The 22,534-nt window shown below is 59.5% G+C and carries 13 protein-coding genes; 6 read left to right on the top strand and 7 right to left on the bottom strand.

Features of this window, described 5'->3' with window-relative positions; genetic code table 11:
- Position 1: 1 nt before the first annotated feature.
- Positions 2-274: a GNAT family N-acetyltransferase gene (locus FOY96_RS03765; RefSeq protein ID WP_008499687.1), complete on the bottom strand. Its 273-nt coding sequence runs from the start codon at positions 272-274 to the stop codon at positions 2-4.
- Positions 275-284: 10 nt separating this feature from the next.
- Positions 285-515: a 4Fe-4S mono-cluster protein YjdI gene (yjdI, locus tag FOY96_RS03760; RefSeq protein WP_008499689.1), complete on the bottom strand. Its 231-nt coding sequence runs from the start codon at positions 513-515 to the stop codon at positions 285-287.
- A gap of 176 nt (positions 516-691) precedes the next feature.
- On the opposite strand from yjdI, the gene FOY96_RS03755 reads away from it, so the two are divergent.
- From FOY96_RS03755 to FOY96_RS03735, 5 genes are all read left to right on the top strand, one after another.
- Entirely contained in the window at positions 692-2,332 is a 1,641-nt protein-coding gene (locus FOY96_RS03755) for an ATP-binding protein (protein WP_048979853.1), read from the top strand.
- Positions 2,316-3,011: a response regulator gene (locus FOY96_RS03750; protein WP_143346521.1), complete on the top strand. Its 696-nt coding sequence runs from the start codon at positions 2,316-2,318 to the stop codon at positions 3,009-3,011. The genes FOY96_RS03755 and FOY96_RS03750 overlap by 17 nt, the downstream gene beginning before the upstream one ends.
- A gap of 168 nt (positions 3,012-3,179) precedes the next feature.
- The gene (locus FOY96_RS03745; RefSeq protein WP_023309072.1) at positions 3,180-4,268 is read left to right on the top strand and encodes an ABC transporter substrate-binding protein; all 1,089 of its coding nucleotides are present in this window, start codon (positions 3,180-3,182) and stop codon (positions 4,266-4,268) included.
- Between the two features lie 80 nt (positions 4,269-4,348).
- The gene (locus tag FOY96_RS03740) at positions 4,349-6,118 is read left to right on the top strand and encodes an ABC transporter permease (protein ID WP_023309073.1); all 1,770 of its coding nucleotides are present in this window, start codon (positions 4,349-4,351) and stop codon (positions 6,116-6,118) included.
- A complete protein-coding gene (locus FOY96_RS03735) occupies positions 6,111-7,181 on the top strand; it encodes an ABC transporter ATP-binding protein (RefSeq protein ID WP_143346520.1) in 1,071 nt (356 codons plus the stop codon). Before FOY96_RS03740 ends, FOY96_RS03735 begins: the two co-directional genes overlap by 8 nt.
- Positions 7,182-7,608: 427 nt before the next feature.
- Here FOY96_RS03735 and FOY96_RS03730 read toward each other — a convergent pair whose 3' ends face one another.
- Complete coding sequence (locus FOY96_RS03730) at positions 7,609-7,857, bottom strand: hypothetical protein (RefSeq protein ID WP_058841043.1); 249 nt, start codon at positions 7,855-7,857, stop codon at positions 7,609-7,611.
- 2 nt (positions 7,858-7,859) lie between these two features.
- A complete protein-coding gene (locus FOY96_RS23070; protein WP_269473772.1) occupies positions 7,860-8,483 on the bottom strand; it encodes a VENN motif pre-toxin domain-containing protein in 624 nt (207 codons plus the stop codon).
- Here FOY96_RS23070 and FOY96_RS22945 point away from each other — a divergent pair.
- Complete coding sequence (locus FOY96_RS22945; protein WP_039263302.1) at positions 8,472-8,672, top strand: hypothetical protein; 201 nt, start codon at positions 8,472-8,474, stop codon at positions 8,670-8,672. The two genes, FOY96_RS23070 and FOY96_RS22945, sit on opposite strands and share 12 nt — an antisense overlap.
- 32 nt (positions 8,673-8,704) lie before the next feature.
- Here FOY96_RS22945 and FOY96_RS03715 read toward each other — a convergent pair whose 3' ends face one another.
- The 3 genes from FOY96_RS03715 to FOY96_RS03705 form a co-directional block, all read right to left on the bottom strand.
- On the bottom strand, positions 8,705-8,974 hold the full coding sequence (locus tag FOY96_RS03715; protein ID WP_346364533.1) for a contact-dependent growth inhibition system immunity protein: 270 nt from the start codon (positions 8,972-8,974) through the stop codon (positions 8,705-8,707).
- Between the two features lie 304 nt (positions 8,975-9,278).
- Positions 9,279-9,530 carry a MafI family immunity protein gene (locus FOY96_RS03710; RefSeq protein ID WP_039263471.1) on the bottom strand — a complete coding sequence of 84 codons (252 nt, stop codon included), beginning with the start codon at positions 9,528-9,530 and terminating at the stop codon, positions 9,279-9,281.
- 10 nt (positions 9,531-9,540) lie between these two features.
- On the bottom strand, positions 9,541-22,521 hold the full coding sequence (locus tag FOY96_RS03705) for a hemagglutinin repeat-containing protein (protein WP_143346519.1): 12,981 nt from the start codon (positions 22,519-22,521) through the stop codon (positions 9,541-9,543).
- Positions 22,522-22,534: the final 13 nt, after the last annotated feature.

Here is a 22,534-nt window from a genome sequence, read left to right as displayed (position 1 = left end):
ATTACGCCCGAATATCGTCATATTCCCGCGTTTTATCAAACTCATGCTTCGCGAACGGGCACAGCGGGATAATTTTACGGTTCTCACCGCGCATCTTCTCCACCACTTTCGCCACCAGCTGTTTACCGACGCCCTGCCCTTTCAGGCTCTCATCCACGTCGGTGTGCTCGATAATGCTCAGGTGCTCGCCGGTCGGTACAAAGACGATCTCCGCGACCTGGTTGCCGTTCGCATCATTGACGTAAAACTTGTTATGGCCTTCCAGAATATCCATGGTTCCTCGCTTATTTTTGGCGATACTTCAGCGCACCGCTCGGGCAGGTATCAATCACGCGTACAACCGTTTCAACGTCCACTTCATCGGGAATGATCCACGGCTTACGTTTCAGATTAAACAGCTTTGCGCTCCCACGCACGCAGTTACCTGAGTGTTTGCAGATCCCGGTATTGAAGTAAACGTCAATTTTCTCGCCGGTATAGGCCCGGTAACCCGCATCCAGTAGTTCTTTATCCATGACATTGCCTCTGTAATTATTATCGTGCTGAATGAAGCATAGCCTTACGGGATCCTGATGGCTATAACGCCGAAAACGAAAAGCCAGGTCACAACTCTTTTCTCGCCAGATTGCGTCCGCTATTGGCCCATGTCAGGCTCGGCAAATGTCACTTTTACATAACTTCCGCAGGTTGAATGAAACGCAGACTCTCTTTTCAGGTAAAGCTGTTTTTAGCGCTGGTGTGCTTCTCCTGCCTGCTGTTAGTTCTGCTGGGAACAATCCTGTTCCATTTTATTGACCGACAGCTCCATCACGATCTCGGCCAGCGCGCCCGGGTTCAGGCCAGCCAGATCGCGCTGATGCCGGGTCTGGCGGCAATGGTAGCGGCCAGAGATATTCCGGGCATAGCCCGGTTAATTCAGCCGCTGCGCGCCGAAAGCGATGCCAGCTACATTGTGATTGGCGATACCGAGGAGCAGCACCTTTATCATTCGGAATCCCCGGAGCGTATTAATTTACCGATGATCGGCGGGGATAATGCCGAGGTGTTAAAGGGCAAAACCATTATTTCCGTGCGTCAGGGCGGAATTGGCGTGTCGCTACGCAGCAAAGCGCCTATCTTCAACGCGCAGCATCAGGTGATTGGTATTGTCTCGGTCGGCTATCTGACGTCGTATATTGCCAATATTAACGCCCGCATTCTCTGGCAGTCCGGGCTATACGGCGCTGCGCTTCTGCTGCTGCTGTTTATTTTCTCCTGGCTGTTTACCCGCAATTTAAAAAAACAGATGTTCCGGCTGGAGCCGAAAGATATCGCTCAGCTGGTTTTGCAGCAGCGCGCGCTATTAGAAGCCATGTACGAAGGGGTATTTGCCGTTAATGGCGAGAAGCAGCTGATTTTAATTAACCGCGCGGCACGCGAAATGCTGGATATTCGGCAAAGTGAGAATGAACTTATCGGGAAACCGCTGGAAGACATTCTGCAGACGGCGCCGGGGTTTTTATCCCAGCGCTACGCCTCGGTGAGCGCTGGCAGCCACGACCAGATTGCGGTGCTGAACCAGCGCGAGGTGATCGTCAACCGGGTAGCCATTGAGGTCGAACCGGGCGTTGAAAGCGGTTGGGTATACAGCTTTCGCGACAAAAATGACATCAACACGCTCAGCAGCCAGCTCAGTCAGATCAAACGCTATGCGGATAACCTGCGCATTATGCGCCACGAACAGCTGAACTGGACCGCCACGCTGGTCGGGCTACTGCAGATGAAACATTATGACGAGGCGATCCGTTACATTCAGGTGCAGTCAGAAGGCGCGCAGCGCGTGCTGGACTTTGTCTCAGCCCATTTTGTCTCCCCGGCGCTGTGCGGGCTGCTGCTCGGAAAATACGTCAGCGCGCGCGAAAAAGGCATCGAGCTGCTGTTTGACCCCGCCTGCCAGCTCACCCGGATGCCTGCCGCGCTGAGTGAAACGGAGCTGATGTCCATTATTGGTAATCTGCTGGATAACGCCGTGGAGGCGACACTCAACGCCCCGGTCCACGCGCCGGTAGAACTCTATATTTCTGACCGTAACCAGGAGCTGCTGATCGAGGTGGCTGACCGGGGCTGCGGGGTGGACGATGCGTTGAAGCCGCACATTTTCCGCCAGGGATTCAGCAGCAAGCCGGACAGCGAAAACGACATTGTGGGTACCGAGCACGGTATTGGCCTGTTTCTGGTGGCAGGATATATCGACAAGGCCGGCGGCAGCATTGAGATTGCCGACAACACGCCGCAGGGCACTATTTTTTCTGTGTTTATTCCGAATGGGCGACAGCATGACCCGACCACTTGACGTTGTGATAGTTGAAGATGAGCCGCACCTGGCGGAGCTGCATCGCGAGTATATCGAGCAGAATTTCCATCTGCGCGTGGTGGGCATCGCCGCGTCGATTGAGCAGGCATGCAGCCTGATTCGTCAGCACCAGCCGCGACTTATCCTGCTGGACAACTATCTCCCGGACGGTAAAGGCGTGGAGTTAATTGATAATCCGCTACTGAAAAGCTACGAATGCTCGGTGATTTTCATCACCGCCGCCAGCGATATGCAGACCTGCAGCCACGCCATGCGTAGCGGCGCGTTTGACTACCTGATTAAGCCCGTCTTTTTCCAGCGCCTGCACGCCTCGCTGGAGCGGTTTATGCGTTTCATCCACACCGTGCAGCAGGTGAAGGTGGTCGACCAGCATGCGCTGGATCGCCTGTTTAATCTTCCCGCCGCGGAAGCCTCCATTACGCCGTCGACGAAGGGCATTGAACCCCAGACGCTGGAACGGATTAAAAACCTGTTCGCCGAGCATCCCGACAACGCGATGTCGGTTGAAGAGGTGGTGGAAAACGTGGGGATCAGCAAAACCACGGGGCGTCGCTACCTTGAATACTGCGTGGAGAGCGGGTTAATCAGCGTCGAAATGCTGTATGGCAATATTGGTCATCCGCGAAGGTTATACCGCAAAGCGCCCGATAAACCGTAATCCAGAACCGTTCACAGGCTAACGTTCGCGGATTTTATGGTGTTAATTGCTGAAACGACGGCGACAATCACACTTCGGAATCATTGCCCGCTTCACCCTCTTGTCGGTGGAGCCCGATACGCTATGTTGACAATTAGTTCCTCAAATGTAACTAAAAGGTTAACTATAATGTCGAACACGTTCCGAATTTCTCTGCTTACCGCTACTGTACTGTTCTCTGCTTCTGCACTCTCTGCCCTGCCGCAGGGCTATCCTGCTGAATATCAAAAAGTTGTTGATGCCGCAACGAAAGAGGGCAAGGTTGTTATTTACTCCACCACCGACATCAAGGCCGCCGGACCGCTGATCCAGGGCTTCGAAAAAACCTACCCGGGCATTAAAGTCGAATACAACGACATGAACAGCACCGAGCTGTACAACCGCTTCATCAGCGAACAGGCCTCCGGTGGCGTGAGCGGCGACGTGGTCTGGAGCTCCTCTATGGACACCGGCCTGAAGCTCGCCACCGACTACGCCATGGAGTATAAATCACCGGAGCAAAGCCAGCTGCCGAAATGGGCGGTCTGGAAGGATAAGGCTTATGGCACTACCTATGAGCCGGTGGTCTTTATCTACAACAAGCGCCTGATCCCGGCTGGCGACGTGCCGGATTCTCACGCCGCGCTGGCGAAGCTGATTGCCAGCCAGACGGACAAATTCAAGGGCAAAGTCACCACCTACGACATCGAAAAATCGGGTCTGGGCTTTATGCTCTCGGTTCAGGATCACAACGCCGATCCTAATTACTTCAAAACCCTGGCCGACGTCGCCAAAGGTGGCTTATCGGTGCAGTCGTCTACCGGCACCATGATGGAGCGGGTCTCCTCCGGTGAAAACCTGATCGGCTTCAACATCCTCGGGTCCTACGCGGAAGCGCGCGCGAAGAACGATCCTTCGCTCGGCATTTCCTATCCAAAAGATTACACCCTGGTGCTGTCGCGCGTGTCGTTCATCAGCCAGCAATCGCAAAACAGCAACGCCGCGAAGCTGTGGCTGGACTATGTGCTGTCTGAACAAGGGCAAAACATTCTGGCCAATCAGGCGGATATTCCCTCCATTCGTAACGATATCGAAGGGAAAAACGATATCGACGGCCTGACCAAAATCCTCGGCAACGCGCTGAAGCCAATTCCGGTTGATGAAACGCTGCTGGAATACCTGCAGCCGAAAAAACGCCTGGAGTACATCAAAGAGTGGCGTACCGCCGCCGGTAAATAAGCGTCTGAGCGCGGCGCAGGTCGCCGCGCTCCCTTATCGACTGAGTTCGTTTTTCTGGGCCGCAACACCAGGGATACCCCATGAATACATTACGCAGAAAGTGGCAAAGCCTGCCGCGAGGCATCGTCGTGCTGATAACCGCCCTGGTTATCTATACGCCGCTGTCGTTTATCGTGATACAGAGCTTCCTGTCCGCCCCGTTCTTTTCGCCGTCAAAAGAGTGGAGCTTTGAATCATTTGAGTTTATTTTCACCGACCCTGATTTTTATAAGGCCCTGAAAAGCGGCTTTATTCTTGCTTTCGGGCTGGTCTTTATCTCCATTCCGCTGGGCGGCGTGCTGGCGTTTCTGATGGTGCGTACCGACCTGCCCGGCCGCCGGCTGATTGAGCCGCTGATCCTGGTCCCGATCTTCGTTTCACCGATGGTGCTGGGTTTTGGCTACGTGGTGGCCGCCGGTCCGGTGGGCTTTCTCTCCCAGTGGGCTCAGGCGCTGATTGGCTTTGTGCCGTGGAATATCTACGACATGTCGAGCATTGTGGTCATCGCCGGCCTGACGCACGTCCCGCACGCCTATCTGTATATCTCGTCTGCGCTGCGCAGCGTGGGCTCCGATGTGGAAGAAGCCGCACGCACCGCGGGCGCGTCGCCCTGGCAGGTGATGACCTCCGTCAGCCTGCCGATGGTGCGCCCGTCCATTCTGTACGCCACCGTGCTGCTGTTCTTCCTCGGGCTGGAAGTGTTCGGCCTGATGCTGGTCCTCGGCGACCCGGAAGGCAACATGGTGCTGGCGACCTATCTCTATAAGCTGACGAACAAGATGGGCACCCCATCCTATAACCTGATGGCGGCGGTTGCCGTGGTGCTGATCTGCATCACCATCCCGCTGGTGATGCTCCAGCGTCGCCTGATGCGCACCGCCAACCGCTTCGTCACCATGAAGGGGAAAGCCTCGCAGGCACGCGCGCTGCCGCTGGGTAAATGGCGCTGGGTGGCTGGCGGAGTGATTGCCTTCTGGCTCACCGTCACCATCGGCGTTCCGCTGCTCGGCGTGGTATTGCGCGCGTTTATCTCCAACTGGGGCGTGGGCGTTTCGCTGTGGGACGAGCTTTCTCTGAACACCTTCCGCACCATCTGGGCGCAGCCCAACCTGCTGCGCGCCATCGTCAACTCCATGGCGATTGGCGTGATTGGCGGCGCGCTGGCCGTGGTGTGCTACCTGTTTGTCGGCATTGCCATGCACCGCAAGCCGGACAACACCACGCGTTTTCTGGACTACAGCGTGCTAGTGCCGCGCGCCGTGCCTGGCCTGCTGGCGGGTCTGGCGTTCCTGTGGGTGTTCCTGTTCCTGCCGATGTGGCTGGATAACTCGCTGAAATCCGGCTGGCTTTCCGGGTTCGCCTGGACCGACTGGATGCGTGAAAACGTCATCGTCTGGCTGCGTTCGCTGCGCAGCACCATTTTCAGCGTCTGGCTGGCCTATACCGTGGTGTGGATGGCTTACGGGCTGAGGCTGATCTCTTCCACGCTGCTGCAGGTGGGGCCGGAGCTTGAGGAAGCGGCGCGCAGCACCGGGGCGACGCGCGGGCAGATCACCCGCCACGTCACCATCCCGCTCTCCCGCTACGGTCTTATCGGTTCGTGGCTGCTGATGTTCCTGATCTTTGAGCGCGAATATTCAACGGGTGTGTACCTGCTTTCACCCGGCACGGAGACCATCGGCTCGATGCTGGTTTCCCTCTGGGCCGCGGGTGCCATCGATATCGTGGCGGCGCTCTCTTTCATTAACATCCTGCTGGTCGTGGTAGGTCTGGGCATTGCCCTTCGTTTCGGAGTGAAAATACATGATTGAATTAGCGGTTGACGATCTGCACTTAACCTACGGCGACAATCCTGTTTTAAAAGGTGTCTCCATGAACCTGAAGCGCGGCGAAGTGGTCTCTCTATTAGGCCCCTCCGGCAGCGGTAAAACCACCCTGCTGCGCGCCGTCGCGGGTCTGGAAAAACCGACCCAGGGGTCGATTGTCATTGGCAATAATAAAGTTTACGACGGCACGCCGCGCAGCGAGGTCCCGGCGGAAGAGCGTAACCTTGGGCTGGTGTTCCAGTCCTATGCCCTGTGGCCGCACAAGACCGTGTTTGAGAACGTGGCCTATCCGCTCAAGCTGCGCAAAGTCCCGGCCAAAGAGATCCAGCAGCGCGTGCAGGACGTGATGGACCAGCTTGGTCTGGGCCATCTTGGCAAACGTCACCCGCACCAGCTCTCCGGCGGGCAGCAGCAGCGCGTGGCGATTGGCCGGGCGCTGGTGTACAACCCGCCGGTAATTTTGCTGGACGAGCCGCTTTCCAACCTCGACGCCAAGCTGCGCGAAGAGGCCCGCGTGTTCCTGCGCGAGCTGATTATCAAGCTCGGCTTATCGGCTCTGATGGTGACGCACGACCAGAATGAAGCAATGTCCATTTCCGACCGCATCCTGCTGCTTAACAACGGCAAAATTGAGCAACAGGGCACGCCGCAGGAGATGTACGGCTCGCCGAAAACGCTGTTTACCGCCGAGTTTATGGGCAGCAACAACCGCCTGCACGGCAAAGTCACCGAAGTGCGCGACGGCAAAGCGCGTATCGAAGGAAAAGGTTGGGTGCTGTGGGGCCAGGCCGGTGAAGGGGTGCAGAGCGGTGAAGAAGCGACGGCTGTGATCCGCGTCGAGCGCGTGGCGGTGGTCGAGGGACCAGGGGAAAATCAGCTTGAGCTGCCGCTGCTCACCAGCATGTATCTCGGCGACCGCTGGGAGTACCTGTTCCGCACGGTGGGAGATGATTTTGTGATCCGCGCGTATGGGCATGAGGTTCGGGATCCGCAGCACTGCCATCTTTCGTTGCCTGAGAAGCATGTTTGGGTGTTCCCGAAAGGGTGAATGGGAGAGAAAAGGCTGCGGGATGCAGCCTTTTTTGCTTTGACAATCCTGCGTAGAGCCAATGCTGCCAGCGCATCCATACCTTCCACTGCGAGCTAATTCCCGTCCAGAGCCTGATTTGCCATCTCCCCCAATAGCTGACCAGGCTTCAGTTTTCATCAGGTTTTTTATGGTATTTGCAACACCCTGATGCTTACCTTCCAGGGCGTTTAGAGCTTTATTGCAGTAACTGTCACCTATCGCCAGGCTGTCAGAGCCAATGCCCCATCAGCAGCATAGTCTGCGGAGCCTATTGAAAAATCTCCGGTATCAGAAAGGGTATCGATGATAGCGTTAGTCGTTGCAGGTAATGGACCTTCATCCACCTTGTCTCTTTTTCCTGACCGATAAAAGTAAGATCCCGGATTGGCGGCCGGGAGCTCTAATATCATGATTCCAATAATCGCAACCAATCATTAAAATCATCAATACCATACAAGTAATCTCGATCTGAGGAAGGAAGATCGACAGCACCTAAGCTTTGAATCACTTTCCAGGCAACTTGATCGGTGATTCTAATATCATCCGCATCAATAATTGAAAAAGCCCATTGAGCAACGTAGGTTCTGTCTACCACACCCACTTTCAACTTATTAATTACGCTAGAAATTTCGTAACGCGTTGGAAGTTCGTTCATATTTATCTCCTTCCTTGATAATTCCCATCAGCATCATAAATATGGTGGTTCTTATCATTAGTAACGGGTTTCGGAGCCACACTACGAATATTGCCAGCATGATCAAGTGTTTCAAACCAAGTTCGGGTTTGACCTGTTTTTGGATCCCACTCTCTTACCAGTAGAGCTCCAGCCATTTCTCCAGTTGTTCTGGAAGGCGTCATATCACCATAAAAGCGATAATTTCCATTCTCCAGTTCCTTAACCCCAGCTTGCCCATATTTCTCAGCCTGTCGATAGTATTCTTTTAGCTTCGCTCCTTCCAGGGAACTAACTGCACGCCCCCCATCTTTTGCTATTCCACCGCCACCTTTCAGCAACTCTCCGTCTGCATCCTCAATTCCAATTTTCAGCATTGGATTAATATCGAAGATATTTGGTTTGTCCTTACTCAGCGAGTTATTCTCAACCTCCACCTTCGCCGTTTCTGACGCCATCGCCGCCATGGAGACACTGCCATCCGTCACCGCAGCACCTGCCAGCCCACCCGCGATACTCACGAGGCTACTGACCAGCCGTTTCTCCTCTGCTGTCAGGTCACTGGATTTTTTATCTCCATACAGCGCGCTAACCAGATGGTCCGTCATCGCCGAGGCCGTAATGGCTCCAATGGCACCAGCCTTCAGGCCATCCGCAGTGCTCCCGCCACTCAGCTGCGTCAGCGCCGCCGCCACAATACCGTGCAGCGCGGCACGGGCTGTCAGGTCTTTCTGCTCCTTGACAAGGGTCGCCAGCTTCGCGCCCAGCGCCGCATTGCGGGTAAACTTAACGGCTGATTAAGCGATCCAGGCACAGTGGCCGGGATTCGTTATATGATTATTTGATTTATTCTTAATATATCTTTTCTTAACTTATTGTTAACGCTTGAATGTGCTAGCTGGTTTATGAGCTTCCTTATTTGGATAAGAGTACTTTTCTGATCTTTTAGATCTTCTCCTTTTATCGTTGATAAGGCAGCAATTAGTTCGCCATCGTAATATTCACCCGCCAACGGATTTTCAGTCAGAACTTCCAACACTTTCGGTATCAACTGATCAATACATAATTTTTGTCGAATAGCGCGACAAAGATCTTCCACTTTTAATCGCCTTGATGGGTGGTAAACAATTCTCGGCTCTAGAACTGGGATCACTAGAAGAATTTACCTAAAGTAGAATCGCCTGTCTAATCGGAAATTAACGTCTAAATTCTTACAGGAAACGTAGATCCTGCTCAGTAAATTATCCATACTTTTGCATTTGACTTCTTAGCGCGTCTGTATCGCTGCATAAAGTTAGTTACATCCGCTTTCTTGCGGCACGAAATCTTTCCTTTGCGCATTTCTAACTCTTTTTAAAAATGCTCCTGACGTTGGTGTTGGGAGCATTTGTACGTTTTAGCGGTTATTTTTCTGGATTTATATATGTATACCTACTATCAATTTCCAGACCAAGATCAGTAGCTATTTTAAGCACTTGCGTGTACTCATCTTTACTGATCACAACATCATGATCAGCAATATGATCACATAGCGTTTCGAATGCTAATACATTCTCTGAAAACCCAAGATAACCAAGGGCAAAGTCAACTAACGAAGGTTCCAGACGATCTTTTAATCCTTCACCAAATTCTCTAATTTCGTCATTAATATCCATTTCACCCACACTATTTTTTAATAGGCTTTAAAGTTGCAGGAGTCGGATTACTATCCGGGAACGCTGTTACAATTTTCCCACTAGCGGGCTCGTATACCACACGAACTCTGACACCATCTCGTTCTTCCCAAGCAACCCACCTTGCCGGCCTTCCTGCGTTTGTATACGCCCCACCAGTTCCGGTCTGAGCAAACCATTGAGTATCGGGGGAGGTAGCAATGTCTCCCACAGTATGGACAACCTTATCTGCTGACCAACTTTGAGGAAAGACTGTTTTTCCTGGATTTCCAGGATATAGATGTCCCCCTTGCGTAGGGCTATCCCCATATAAAATATGTTGTTTCGCTTCTGGTGAAAGGATATCAACGTATTTCTGGTTTGAAGGTGATAGTCCAAGATCTGAACTTTTCGCAATAGACAAAAAGGCTTTAGCAGCTACGTACTGCACCAGCTTGGCTTCACTCGTAGGTACACCACTCGCCAGGATTTCTGCTGCCCGTTGTGGCGTCATTTCTCCGTCAGCCGTCAATGCACTGACCGGGACCCCAAAAAACTCTGCCCATGCTGTCAGCAATCCTTTAACGGCATCCTGCCCTTCAGGTATTTGACCCTGCGAGTTTTTAACCAGCGCCGCCGTAAGTTCATCCGGCGAAGCGCCATTCTGGATCATACTGGCCGCAAGTGACTGTTGAGATAAGCCAATATCATTCAGTCCCTTAGGCAGACTCAGAGAGTTATTCTCAACCTCCACCTTCGCCGTTTCCGACGCCATCGCCGCCATGGAGACGCTACCATCCGTCACCGCAGCGCCTGCCAGCCCACCCGCGATACTCACGAGGCTACTGACCAGCCGTTTCTCCTCTGCCGTCAGGTCACTGGATTTTTTATCTCCATACAGCGCACTGACCAGATGGTCGGTCATCGCCGAGGCCGTGATGGCCCCTATAGCACCGGCCTTCAGGCCATCCGTACTGCTCCCGCCACTCAGCTGCGTCAGCGCCGCCGCCACAATACCGTGCAGCGCGGCACGGGCTGTCGGGTCTTTCTGCTCCTTGACCAGGGTCGCCAGCAGAGGGGCCGCCCCCGCTGCCGCGCCTGCCTTCAGGTTACCGCCAAGCGCACCTGCCAGTAATCCTGCCGCTGCGCTGCCCTTCGTCCAGAAGGCACTCCCCGGGCCGTACTCGGTATTCTGATATCCGGGCTGCGTCTTCAGGAACGCTTCCTGCTCCTGCGGCGTATCGCCCTGCAGTTTTCCTTCAGATGCTAGCTTCGCGCCCAGCGCCGCATTGGATTCCCGCGCTTTCTGCTCCGCATACTTGCCGTAAGCATCCAGCGCAGAGGTGGCCAGCGCCGCGCCTTCGCTCTGGACCGCCAGGTTATCCCTGACCTTCTGCACATCACCGTTCACGTCCACGCCGTGGTGGGCGTCAGCCGTATCACGGCTCAGGTCAGCAATATCCTGTTTCTGTCCCGCCGGGTTGCGAATGACAATGCTACCGCCACTCACCGCTGATGAGGTCGTGCCGGTGTGGCTCTCTTCTGCCTGGCCCGTACCGATGGCCGGTGCCAGGTTGCGGTTTTCACCGTTTCCGCTGCCGCCCGCGCTGCCGGAAAGCGCCACCGTATAGCCGTTGCCGCTGGTCTGGCTCTCGTTGTGGAGATTACTGAAACCCAGCGTACCCGTGTCGAGGCTATTTTTATCTGCAGACGCCGTGGATACAATCACCGCGCCGTCAAGCTGGGTATGATTTCCGGTGGTGACAGCAAAGCCGCCCTTGCCTGCGAATATCCCGCTCTGTTCAGCGACGCTCTTACCATTCTGGGTGATATTCTCACCCGATGCACTGACGCTACCGGAAGACGCACCATAACACAGCGGCGGTATGCACAGGCTGAGGGACGCGCCTGACGAAGACTGCTTGCTGTCATAACTGGCCGTATCCTGCACGCTGCTGATGGTGAGATCGCGCCCGGTGTTGACCACCACACGGTTACCTTCCAGCTCCGCACCTTTCAGGGTGGTGTCGCGTCCGCTGTTCACCGTAAGCTGTTCATCAGCATGGACAACGCTGTTCGTATTGCGCTGCGACTGGCTGTTTTCCTTGCCCTTATGCTGTGACGCTCCCAGTTCCACCGAGATGCCGTTTTGCGCACCAATCAGGCTCACACCGACACCGACGCTGAACTGGCTGCCGCTGTTTTTACTCTCAGAGTGGGTTGTGTTCTGGGAGGCAGACAGCAGAATATCCCGCCCCGCATCCAGCGCCACGTGTTTACCCGCGATCTGTACCCCCATACCGGCAATGTCATTTCCGGCACGAACAGAGACATTCTCGCCGGCATTAATGGTGGTGCCCTGCGTGTCGGTACTGTGGTAACGACTGTCCTGAGATGACGTCCCCGCCGTTAAAGACACTTTAGCCTTGATGAGCGACGAGTCCGACATAGCGCCCTGCGCCGCGGTTGCCGCCGACTGGCCTGTTCTGATGGCGGTCAGCCGTGGATCATCGCCGTTTTCTGCGCTGCGGGCAGCCGTCTCAGCGGCTTTAGCAGCCTCAACAGCCCAGCCCCCAGCAGATGCCGTCACACCATACTGGGCGCTGCTGCTGTGGTTTTCACCGTCACGGGTATCCCGGCTCACCCCCATGAGGACATTTTCGCCACTGAGTGAGACCGATTTACCAGCACGGATATCCGTACCTGACAGGGAGAGATCGTTACCGGCCTGCGCGACAACGCTACCGTTTTTGCTGCTTAGCTGGCTGCGCAATCCGTTTTCGAGGCTGCTATCTTCCCGACTGCTGTTTTTTTCATGGCGGTAGCCTGCCGTGGCGCTGTAACCATCGCCTCCCAGAGTCCCCAGCAATTTGCTGCTGCCGCTGCTCTCACTGCGCGATGTATCGCGTCCGGCAGAAACGGAGATACCTCCATTTGTGGCTGACAGCAGAAGATCGTCCGTGGCGGTCATCAGGCTGCCGCTGATATTCACGCTGCCGTCACGACTGTTAACGTAAATATCTGAGCCCTGAATGACCGACGCGTTTTGTGTGGTCCGGGTGCCGCTACTGTTGCTCTCCGCCTTGCTCATCCCACCCGGCAGGAGTTGATTGCCGTGGGAACCCCCACCCGAGATGGCGCGAACAGCACTTCCGGCGCTCAGGTCGCTCGAAAGATTCCAGCCGCTATTTTTAGTGCTGCTGCCGTATTTCTCGCTGTCTGTGGAGGTGGTGATATCAACGTCGCGTTTCGCATCGAGGATCACCGTTTCACCGGCCTTAGCCTGGCTCCCGGCAATCAGGATATTGCCGCTGTTGCTGCCTCCCTGTTTACCGGTGGCAGTCATCTGGATATTGCCTGCGGCGGCAAGATGGCTGCCGCTGTTAAACTCGCCCTCGTAGTGCGACTCAGAGGAAGACCGGGTGCTTCCTGCGGAAATGGCCATCATCTGGCCTGGTCCGTCAAGCGCGAGCGCACCGCCTTCCGCCCCCAGCCCCTTCACTTTATCGACGGTGCTGTTGCCACTGTTGCCCTTACCGCGCACGATATCGCGCACGTTACGCACAGTGTCTTCAAATGGCGCTTTCACACTGACGGTGACGCCAGACGATTTGGACTCCTGCTTCATGGACTCAGTGGTCGTATCCCGTCCAGGAAGGATGGCGATGCTGTCGCCAGTGATATCGATATGGCCGGTTTTGCGGGAGGAATCATCCTTCGCTCTTCCGGCAACCACATCTGCCGCGCTCAACTGGACGTCATTTCCGGCGCTGATGATGACATTACCGCCAGCAGTGCCCACCGTGCTGCGGGCATCGCTCTGCGTTGTATTTGCCCCCTGTCGGGTGCTTTTTGAAGACTGCGACCCGATGGTGATACCCAATCCCGACCCGCTGGAGAAAACGCCGGATTTCTTCGTCTTCTTCATGTCGTAGTACGTGTCGGTGTTGGTTGCTGCCTCCACGGTCAGATCATTTCCAGCCTTCAGGGCCACATCGCGCTCAGCGGCAACTGATGAGCCCTGCACCGTCAGGTTGTTACCAGCCCGGAGAGCAACGTTGTCGCCGGAAAGCTGCGTACCTTTCTCACGCGTATGCGTCTCTTCGTGGATGGTGTGAGTGGTTTTCTTGCTGAGGAACCCACCGGACGTCTTTTTCTCCTCCCGGTACGTATAGTCACTTTCCGTCGCAGTGGAAAGGGTGATATCCCGCCCGGCGGCCACGGCTGTATTGCCTGCGGCATAGACATCTGCAGCCTGTGCCGTTACATCCCGTCCGGCGATAACAGTCACATTCCCGCCCGCAGTGATGTCGGTTCCCGACTGGCGAACCGACTCGTTAATCACTTTTTTACGGCCTGATTTATAACTGTCGCCCTGCGTGGTCTCTTCCGCAGCCAGATTCACGTCGCGACCCGCCTGCAGCCCGACGCTTTTCTCCGCCGCCAGCGCGGCGGCCCGGGCGTTGATATCCTGCCCGGCCTTCAGGACCAGGTTATCGCCTGCGGAAATCGTGGTGCGGTCGAGCCCGGTGCTGTGGGATTCGCTTTTTCCTTTCCGGCTGCTTTCGCTTGTTTGCTCCGCGTTCAGGTTCAGGTCGTTGCCCGCACTCAGCCCCGCGCTGCCGCCCGCCTTCAGGTCGCTGGCGGTCACGTCAAGGTTGTGCCCGGCATTCACCAGCAGGTTGCCGCCCGCACTGACGTTACTTCCCTGATACGTGACGGAGGAACGGCTGGTTTTCTCCCGGCTGGAGCTGAATGCGTCGTTGATCTGATTAGCGTTGACGGCAATATCGCCCCACGCGTTCAGCAGCATATCGCCGCCGGAGGCCAGGTTCGCCCCGGTGACGGTGATGTTTTTACCCGCCTCAAGCGACAGGCCATCCTGCGCGGTAATGGACGCCGTGTTGCCCAGCAGGGTGTCCTTCAGGCCGATGTTGCCGTACTTCCCGCCGGCGTTGATATCAATCTGCTCAACCTGCGTCAGGTTGTTGATGCTGCCGTCCAGGCTCTCCAGCGCGACCGTTTTGCCGCTGATGGTGGAGCTGATGTTATTGATATCACCGATGGCGCTCAGGTTCAGGTCGCCGCCCGCTTTCATCAGGCCGTTGCTGAGGTTGCTGATGCTGTTCTGGCTGTCGAGCGTCAGGCTGTTTTTCGCCAGCAGCGTGCTGCCGCCGTTGGTGATGCTGCCGCCCTTCAGGGTGACGTTGTTGCCCGCGATCACGCTGCCGTTGTTGACGGTGACGTCCTTCGGCGACAGGTAGAGTTTCGGCACCATCACCGTTTCGCCGTTGACGGTGGCTTTCTCCCACCACAGAAGGCTGTGGTCGAGCGCGGCAATCTGATCGGCGGTCAGCGAGACGCCAAACTGCAGGCCCAGCGACTGCTGCGCCGCCGCGGCGTTGTCCATCAGATAGCGCATCTGATCCAGATCGGAGCCGATGCCGTTCAGGTAGCGGTTACCGGTCTGGTTGAGCACCACGTTGGAGACATAGCGGGTATCGAACGCCGCATCGCCGAGGAAGCGGTAATCGTAGTCCGGGTTCAGGTTGAGGCGGCCGAGCATATAGGACGAGCCGAGGAACTGCTTCTCGTCGGTAAACGCCAGCCGCGTCTCCTGCGGCGCCGTGGACGACGGTTTGATCCCGAGCATCGCGTTCAGATCGGCAAACAGGGCGGGATCAAGCTGTCCGAGACCATTCAGTTTCGGGTTGATGCCGATCAGGTACGGGCTTTTCGGGTTGTCGGAGAAGACAAAATAGCCGTTGTTGCCCGACGGCAGCGGGTAAGCGCTGGTGTCGACGCGCTGGCCCTGATAATGCCCGACGGCGCCACCCTGAGCGGTTCTGAGATCGGCGGTGGTGACCCCGGCGTTTGCCAGTGCGCCCAGCTGGCCGAGGTTCGCGTTGCCTTTCTGCCTGGTGCCAATGTTGCTGAGAGGCGTGCCGGACGCGCCGCCGTTTTCCAGCGAGCCGCCGCCGTTAAGCTGCTGCAGCGCCCCCTGGAGCCGATCGTTCCACTGCGGCGAGTTAACCGCCACGGTGCCGGTCGTGTTCAGCCCCTGTTTTTGCACGCCGCTGCCGACACTCTGGTTGCTGAGGGTGTTCAGCGACGGCGCAGGTATCGAATGACTTATTCCACCGCCATTCGAGGTCGTCGCCGTATTGCTGATATTACTGGTAAAATTCGCCGTGACCTGACCGCCAGCCTGAATCACCGCGCGGAGGGCTTGTTCGGTGGTATGGGTTTCGTACTGAGGCGCGCCATCCAGCGTATAAGTCACACGACGGTTGTTATCGTTGCCGGAGGCAGGGCTTCCTTTCAGGCTGGATACCTTGCCTGTTTTCCCACTATAACGATAGACCTTATATTCATCCTCTGAATAACCAAACCAGGACTGGTTATTCAGGCTGTTGCCGGAAAGGTTCATCCCATTCCCGGCCAGTAAATAACCGGCACGGTTATTCAGCGTAGCGGCATTGATAGTCAGATCGTGGTTAGCGGCGATGCGCGCAACGCCACCTGTTGCGGTCACATCGACCACGGTCGATCCGACCAGATAACGTTGTACTGCTCCACTTGGCATCGGCGCGACAATTGAGAAGATATTACCGCCACCCGCACCACTGTAAATTGTATAAATATACCCCCACTCATCAGGGGGTAGGTCTGTGACTTTTACACGAATGGAGGTCGCGCCGCTTGCCGCAGGGCTGCCCGTCGCGGCCTGATAGCTTCGTGTTTCACTGATCCCCTCGCGCTCATTCAACAGGCTTCCTGTCCTGATGGTAATATCCCCATTCTGCGTCTCAATATTCCCCGACGTGTTCACCACCTGGCTGTTCGCATTCCCCGCCGCATCCCGCTGCATCCACAGGTTATTTCCCGCCATGATGTCGCCGCGCCGGTTAGTGATGCTGTCGGCAAACAGCGCCAGGTTATTCGCCGCGTACAGCAGCGCGGTGTTGACGATGGTGCCCGGTGCGCTCAGGGTCAGCGAGCCGCGCGTGCCGGTGAAGCCGTCGACGGTAATGTTGCTCCGGCTGGCGACGGTGATGTCGCCCCCGCCCTGCACCGCGCCCGCGGCGTTCAGCGCCACGCTGCTGCCGGAGAGCGTGCTGGTGCCGCCGCCGGTGGTGATTTGTCCGTTGTTGCTGAGCTGCCCGCCCGCGCTGAGGTTAACCGCCTGCCCCTGCAGCACGCTGCGGTTATCGATGTCGCCGCCGCTGCTGATGGTCAGGGTCCGGCCTGCCGCCACGGCGGTCCGGCTGGTAAACGCGTTCGTCAGCTGCAGCGTTAAGTCCCCCAGAGAGACCAGCTGGCCGGTCAGGTCCAGCCCCCGGCTCTGCAGCCACAGGTTGCCGCCGCTCAGCAGCCTGCCGCCCGCGCTCTGGGTCACCTGGTCCGCGTCGATGTTCAGCTGCGCGTTGCCGAGCAGCGTGCCGCTGTTGTTCAGCTGGCCGTAGTTAACCGTCAGCTGTCCCGCCTGGGTGGTGCCCTGGCTGGCAAAGGTGGTGCCGGTCAGCGTGGCCCGGTCGGCCACCCACGTGCCGCCGTTAGTGGCGTTTGCCGCATTGAGTATCAGGTCGGTGGCCTGCAGCCAGCCGGTACCGGTGAACTGCGGCGTGCCGAGCGTCAGGCGCGCGCCGGAAAGCAGCCTGCCGTCGTTACGCGCCTGCGAGGAGGCGGTCACTCGCGTCTCGCCGCCGCCCTGAATCAGGCCGTAGTTAAACAGCGCGGGCGTGGTCAGCGTCAGGCCATCTCGGCTGACGATTTCGCCCCCGCTGCTGTTGGTCAGCGTGCCGCTGAGGGCCAGCGTCGCGCCGTTATCGCCCTGCAGACGTCCGCCGTTGGTGAGCGCCCCGGTGGTGATGCCGAGCGTGCTCCCCTGCATTTTGCCGTCGCTGGTGACGGAGGCCGCCGTGACGTTCAGCGCCCCGCCGGAGAGCAGGGTGCCGGTCGACTGCTGGCTGACCGCGCCGGTCTGGCTGAGGGTCAGGCCATTCACCCCGCTGATGGCGCCGCTGTTGCTGAGCGTGCCGCCGGTCAGCGTCAGGTTTTTCGCCGCCCACTGCCCCTGGTTCGCCAGCGTCGCGGCCTGCAGCGTGGCGCTGCCCAGCGCGGTAATCTTACTGCCCGTGGTTCCGGTGAGCGTGTCGGCCAGCGTCATCTGCAGCCCGTCGGCGCTCTGCACCGTGCCGCTGTTGCTGAGCGACTGCGCGTTAAGCAGGATGTTCTGCGCCTGCCAGCTGCCGGCGTTGGTCACCGCCCCGGAGGCAATGGTCAGCGCGCCCTGAGTGAGAAGCCTGCCGCCAGCGCCGTTAATCAGCGCCTGCTGCGGCGCGGCCATCGCCATGCGCGCCATCAGCCGCTGCTGCCCCTGAACGGTCAGGCTCTGCAGGCCGGTCAGGGTGCCCTGGTTGTTAATGCTGTCCTGGCGCAGCGCGAGGGTGTTCCCCTGCACGGTGCCGCTGTTTTTAAGGGTGCTGCCGCCGAGCGTCACGTCTCCTTCGCTGAGGAGCTGCCCGCGGTTATCCAGCGTCTGCGCGGTGATATCCGCCCGCCCCTGGCTCATCAGCGAGCCGGACGAGGTCAGCGTGCCGCCGGTCGCGGCCGTCAGCGCCCCCTGGCTGAGCAGGGACCCGCCGTGCGTCCAGTCGCCGGTGGCGCGGATGTCCGCGCCGTTCCCCTGCAGCGTGCCCTGCGTGGTCAGCTGGCCTGCGTCCAGCGTCAGCATGCCGCCGGAGAGGGTGCGCGAGGCCGCGCCCGTGGTCAGCGCGGTGCCGGTGAGCGCCAGGCCGTTCGTTCCCTGCATCAGGCCGTCGTTGTTCATCTCGCGGGCGGTCAGGGAGAGCGTGCCGCCGGTGATGCGCCCCGGGTTCGCCAGGGTGTCCGCGGTGAAGGTGGTTGCGCCGCCGCTCTGCAGCAGCCCGGTATTGGTTAACGCCCCGCCGAGCGTGCCGCTGAGCCCCGCCAGCCCGTTCACCGTGCCGCTGCTGGTCAGGGTGGTGCCGGTCATGTCCAGCGTCGCGCCCTGCAGCGTACCGGCGTTCGTCAGCTGCCCGCCCGTCAGCGTGAAGCCGCCGCCGGAGAGCCATTTGCCGTTCAGCGCGTTGATAAAGCGGTCAGCGGCGGCGTTAACCGCGCTGCTGCCCTGCATCAGGCCGCTGTTGCGCAGCTCCGTCGCGCCTGCGGTCAGCGTTCTGCCCGCCACCGTGCCGCTGCTGGTCAGCGTCGTCGCGTGAAGCGCGGCATCGCCGGTGGCCACGATGTTCCCGGTATTGCTCAGGGCGTTGCCCAGCCCCAAATCCAGGTCCTGCGCCTGAATATCGCCCCGGTTGGTCAGGTCGCTGCCCCGGAGGGTGAACCCGCCGTTCACCAGCAGCAGACCGGCGTTATCGAGCGTGTCCAGGGACAGATTCAGGCCGCTTCCGCTCACCAGCTGCCCGGTGGCGCCGTTGCTCAGCGCGCGGGTGGTCAGCGCCAGCGTGTCGTTGCCCTGCAGCATGCCGGTGTTGGTCAGCTGCGCGGCGTTCACCGTCAGCGCTTTCCCCGCCAGCCGGCCGTCGTTAAACAGCTGCGCCGCCGTCAGCGTGAACAGGTTCTGGCTGAGCAGGGCGCCGGTGTTGTCCAGCCTGCCGGTTGCAGCAAGCGTCAGGGCGTCCAGCGCCTGAACGCTGCCCTGGTTATTCAGGCCTGCGGCGTCCAGCGTGGCGCTGCGCCCCTGCAGGCTGCCCGCGTTGCTCAGCGTGTGTCCGCTCAGGGTGAGGGTCTCACCGCCCGTCACCTGCCCCTGAGTCTGGTTCGCGAAGGTGTTGCCGGACCAGGCCAGCGTGCTGCTGCCCTGAAGCAGGCCGCTGTTCTGCAGGTCGCCCCGCAGGGTCAGCGCTTTCGCCAGCAGCTGGCCCCGGTTATCGGTATTGCCGGCCTGAACGTCCAGCGCCTGCTGGCTGAGCACCTTACCGCTGTTGGTCAGCGCGCCGGTCACCGCCGCCGTCACGCCCGCTTCCCCCAGCGCGTTACCGGTGTTCATCCACTCGCCGGTGGCCAGGTTCAGGGTGTTGCCCTGCATGAGCCCGGCGTTGTTCAGGGTGGTGTGGTGCAGGCCGAGCGCGCCACCGGAGAGCAGCATGCCCGCCTGCAGGTTGCTGAGCTGTGCCCCCGTCGCCGTCAGCGAGCGGGTTCCCTGCAGCGTGCCGCCGTTGGTCACCGACGCGCTGTTGAACTGCGCGTCGGCACCGGCCATCAGCCCGCTGTTGGTCAGGCTGGCGGCGGTCAGCGTCAGGCCGTCCCGGGCAATCACCCGGCCGCCCGCCTCGTTGCTGACCTGACGGGTCAGGTTCAGCAGCAGCGCGGTGGCGCTGAGCTCGCCGCTGCTGGTAAGGGTGTCGCCGCTGAGCGTCAGCGTTCCGCCGCTGCGCAGCGCGCCGCGGTTAGTGAGGTCTGCCACGCCGAGCGTCAGGGCCGCGTCCCCCTCGACGGTGCCCTGGTTCTCCAGGCTGTCCGCCGTGATGTGCAGGTCGCCGGCGGCAATACTGCCCGCGTTAACCAGAGTAGTGCCGTTCAGGGTGAGCCGGTCGTCCGCCAGCAGGCGTCCGCTGCTGGTCAGGCTGAGGTAGTCGCTGCTCAGGCTGACGCCGTTGATTTCACCCTGGTTGGTCAGCGTGTCGCCTTTAATGCGCAGCGTGCCGTCGGTGGTGATAAGCCCGCCGTTGGCCAGCACCGGAACGTTCAGCGTTAAATCCTGCGCGCTGTAGACCGACCCGCCCGCGAGGTTCGCGAGTGACCCGGTCTTCAGGCCGAGCAGGGTGGTGCCCTGCAGCAGCCCGCCGTTCTCCACCGAGGCAGCGTCCAGCGAGAGGGTACCGGCAACCAGCGAGCCGCTGCTGGTGATGCGCCCGGGGGCCGTCAGGGTCATGCGGTCCGCTTTTGCGGCGCCGGACTGGAGGATGTTCTGTCCGCTGAGAGTAATGGCGCCGGCGGTGAGCTCCCCGCCGCTGGTCAGGTCGCCGGACGCGTTAAAGCTCAGCGCGTCACCGGTGGATTTCCCGGCGTGCGCAATCGTGCCCGCCGTCACCGACAGGGCGCCTTTCGCCGCCTGGGTGCCGTTCAGCGCGGCGCTCTGCGCCTGCAGGGTGAGCCCCTGCCCGCTCTGCAGGTGCGCGTCCGGGCCGGTGGTCAGGTCGCCGGCGCTGACGGTGACCGCCCCCGCCGCGTCCGTCTGCCCGTTCAGGCTGGCGCTGCGGGTCGCGGTAATCTGTATATTGCCCTGGCTGGTCGTGCGGGACGCCTGACCGCTGGTCAGGGTGCCGGCCTGCGCCGTCAGCGCCGTCGCGCCGGACAGGGTGCCGTTCTGCTCAAGCACGCCTGCGGTCACGTTCATCGCACCGTCAGCCAGCAGGCTGCCGTCGTTACGCAGGGTCTGCTGCGCCGTGACGTTCGCATTGCCCTTCGCGCTCAGCGTGCCCCGCTGCGCCAGGGTTCCGGCGCTTAACGCCAGGTTGCCGGCGCTCTGCAGGGTGCCGTTGTTGGTCACCGTCTGCCCCTTCAGGGTGACGTCGCTGCCCTGCGCCGTGCCGCCGTTCGTCAGCTCTCCGGCGTTCACGTCCAGACGGCCTTTCGCCGCCAGCAGGCCGCTGCTGGACACCCTGTCGCCGGAGAGCGCAATGTCGCGCCCCGCATTCACCTGCCCCTGGTTACTGACGGTGCTGCCCGTCAGGCGGATATCGGCCGCGGCATCGGCCCGGCTCTGGCCGTCCAGCACCAGCTGCCCGCCGCTCAGCGCCAGGCTCTCCCCTGCCGAGACCGCACTGCCCGTGGATGACAGCGTGCCGCCGCTGCTGAGCGTCGCCGCGCCGCGGGAGATAAGAGAGGTATTGTTGAGCGTCATCGCCTGCCCGCTGCTGACCGCCAGCGCGCCCGCGCTGTTTGTCCCGCCGCCCGTCATCTGCACTTTCCCCGCCGCGGAAAGGCGCATGTCGCCCTGGCTGGCGAGCGTGCTGTTACTGAGCTCCACATCCTGCGAGCTGGCCACGTTCAGTGCGCCCCCTGCCTGATGGCTGCCGCTGAGGGCCACCCCCGCGCCCTTCGCGCTAATCGAGCCGCTGGCGAGGCTGTTCCTGACCGTCAGTTTCCCGCCCGCATCCAGCTGAATGTCGCCCTGGCGCGCGGTGAGGTTGCCGAGGTTCACCCCGACGCCCGCCTCGCTGGAGACCAGGCGGATACGGTTCGCATACATCCCGCCGAGCGCGCCGGTATCCACCGCCACCACGGGCGCGGCGCCCTCGCCGGCAATTGGCCTGACGCTGCCGTCGGCACCCACGCGGTTCGCCCCTGCCGTTACCGTCAGGTCGTTCGCATGTATCGCGGCGTTCACCTCCGTTGCGCGCGCAATCAGCGACAGCGCGTCGCTCTTGCTGGCGTCCAGCCCCTGGCCTTCAACCGTGATGGCCCCTTTCGTCACCTCCAGCGCCAGCAGGTTACCGCTGGCGTCGAACTGCGGTTTCCCCGTGGTCAGGGTGACGTTCGGGGTGTTGATAAATCCGCACCCGTTACAGGTAATGCCGTACGGGTTGGCCACCATGACGTTTGCCGCCTTACCGGCGACTTCCGTGTAGCCCTGCAGCTGCGAGCGGCTGGCGCCCGTGACTTCGTTGATGATGCCTTTCGCTTCCCGCCCGGCCTGCAGGTTGGGGTTGTTCTGGATAAGCCCGCCCAGCTGGGTCCGGGTTAAACGGTCCGTGCCGTTGTTGAGGATAAGCCCCTCGCTGCCGACGTTATACTCGCCGAACTGGTTATGCGAGATACCCGCCCCGTTCGGGGTGGCGATGTTGACGACCGGCACCCCGTTCCCCGCCCGGTCGACCGTGGTCTGCCCGGCCGGCGTGAGCGCCGCCGCGACGGCGGGTGCCACCGGCTGCCAGACCATCAGGCCGCAGACAATCCAGCTGATCAGACGCTGCGAGAAACGAACGGGTGGGTGACGGGTATCCATAGTCGTAGAGTCT

Source organism: Enterobacter asburiae (genome assembly GCF_007035645.1).
GTDB lineage: Bacteria > Pseudomonadota > Gammaproteobacteria > Enterobacterales > Enterobacteriaceae > Enterobacter > Enterobacter asburiae_B.
This window is presented reverse-complemented; position numbering and strand designations above follow the sequence as displayed.

Bases quoted from the DNA above. Each gene is read 5' to 3' on its own strand.
- FOY96_RS03765 (WP_008499687.1), bottom strand. From the start codon at position 274: ATGGATATTCTGGAAGGCCATAACAAGTTTTACGTCAATGATGCGAAC.
- FOY96_RS03745 (WP_023309072.1), top strand. From the start codon at position 3,180: ATGTCGAACACGTTCCGAATTTCTCTGCTTACCGCTACTGTACTGTTC.
- FOY96_RS03755 (WP_048979853.1), top strand. From the start codon at position 692: ATGAAACGCAGACTCTCTTTTCAGGTAAAGCTGTTTTTAGCGCTGGTG.
- FOY96_RS22945 (WP_039263302.1), top strand. From the start codon at position 8,472: ATGGTCCGTCATCGCCGAGGCCGTAATGGCTCCAATGGCACCAGCCTT.
- FOY96_RS03750 (WP_143346521.1), top strand. From the start codon at position 2,316: ATGACCCGACCACTTGACGTTGTGATAGTTGAAGATGAGCCGCACCTG.
- FOY96_RS03740 (WP_023309073.1), top strand. From the start codon at position 4,349: ATGAATACATTACGCAGAAAGTGGCAAAGCCTGCCGCGAGGCATCGTC.
- yjdI (WP_008499689.1), bottom strand. From the start codon at position 515: ATGGATAAAGAACTACTGGATGCGGGTTACCGGGCCTATACCGGCGAG.
- FOY96_RS03710 (WP_039263471.1), bottom strand. From the start codon at position 9,530: ATGGATATTAATGACGAAATTAGAGAATTTGGTGAAGGATTAAAAGAT.
- FOY96_RS03735 (WP_143346520.1), top strand. From the start codon at position 6,111: ATGATTGAATTAGCGGTTGACGATCTGCACTTAACCTACGGCGACAAT.
- FOY96_RS03705 (WP_143346519.1), bottom strand. From the start codon at position 22,521: ATGGATACCCGTCACCCACCCGTTCGTTTCTCGCAGCGTCTGATCAGC.
- FOY96_RS23070 (WP_269473772.1), bottom strand. From the start codon at position 8,483: ATGACGGACCATCTGGTTAGCGCGCTGTATGGAGATAAAAAATCCAGT.
- FOY96_RS03730 (WP_058841043.1), bottom strand. From the start codon at position 7,857: ATGAACGAACTTCCAACGCGTTACGAAATTTCTAGCGTAATTAATAAG.